This is a genomic window from Fervidicola ferrireducens (genome assembly GCF_001562425.1).
GTDB classification, from domain to species: Bacteria; Bacillota; Thermosediminibacteria; order Thermosediminibacterales; family Thermosediminibacteraceae; genus Fervidicola; species Fervidicola ferrireducens.
In genome coordinates this window covers 1-726 of the sequence record NZ_LOED01000094.1, presented here as the reverse complement: position 1 = coordinate 726, position 726 = coordinate 1, and the positions used below count along the sequence as shown (strand labels likewise).

Sequence of the window (726 nt, the reverse complement as noted above, 5' to 3'; positions counted from 1 at the left end):
TGCATTTAAACCAGCCTTGGGCCTTACGATTATACCGGGAAGCATTCCCGCACTTCGGACAGGTCTTGGAGGTCTCCTTGGGGTCGACGTAGATTACAGGAACCCCAGCAAGGGCTGCCTTGTATTCGATAAACGAGGCCAGCTCCTTGAAGTTCCACCCGGACATCATCCGGTTGAACTTTTTTGATCCTTTAGTCCGCTCGCGGATACCCAGCAGGTTCTCAAGTGCAATCGCCTTGCCTTCTTTCTTCGCTATTTCAACTATGCGTTTTGAGATGCAGTGGTTGATATACCGCATCCACCTTGATTCGCGGCCGGCTTCTTTCTTGACGCGGGAAAGCCTGCCCGCTTGCTGAAGTGCAGCTCTCCTTGCTGCCCACTGTTCCTTGCGCCATCTGACCTGGCGACCGTCAAAAAAGATGTTGTTGGACAGCACGGCAAGCTTTACTATGCCGAAGTCGACCCCGATTACGCCGCACGGCTCCTTTAAGTGAGTCTCATATACTAATGATATGGCAGCATACCACTCTCCGTCTTTGCCATGCCATATCTCCATGGACCCTTGTCGACAGGAACCTCCTGCCAGGTCCTGGAGCCTTTTGGCATGGTATTCAGAAGTGGCAATGGGCACTGCTATCTGGCTCCTGCCGGAGGAGACGGGGAACTTGATGACCCACGTGCCTGACGGCAGCTGATGTATTGAATAGCAGTCCTGCCGCACCATTA

1 protein-coding gene is annotated in these 726 nt (G+C 53.2%); it reads right to left on the bottom strand.

Translation table 11 applies throughout. From position 1 onward, the window contains the following. The coding region (locus AN618_RS13640) for an RNA-guided endonuclease TnpB family protein (protein WP_222926535.1) at positions 1–726 on the bottom strand (726 nt) is incomplete at both ends.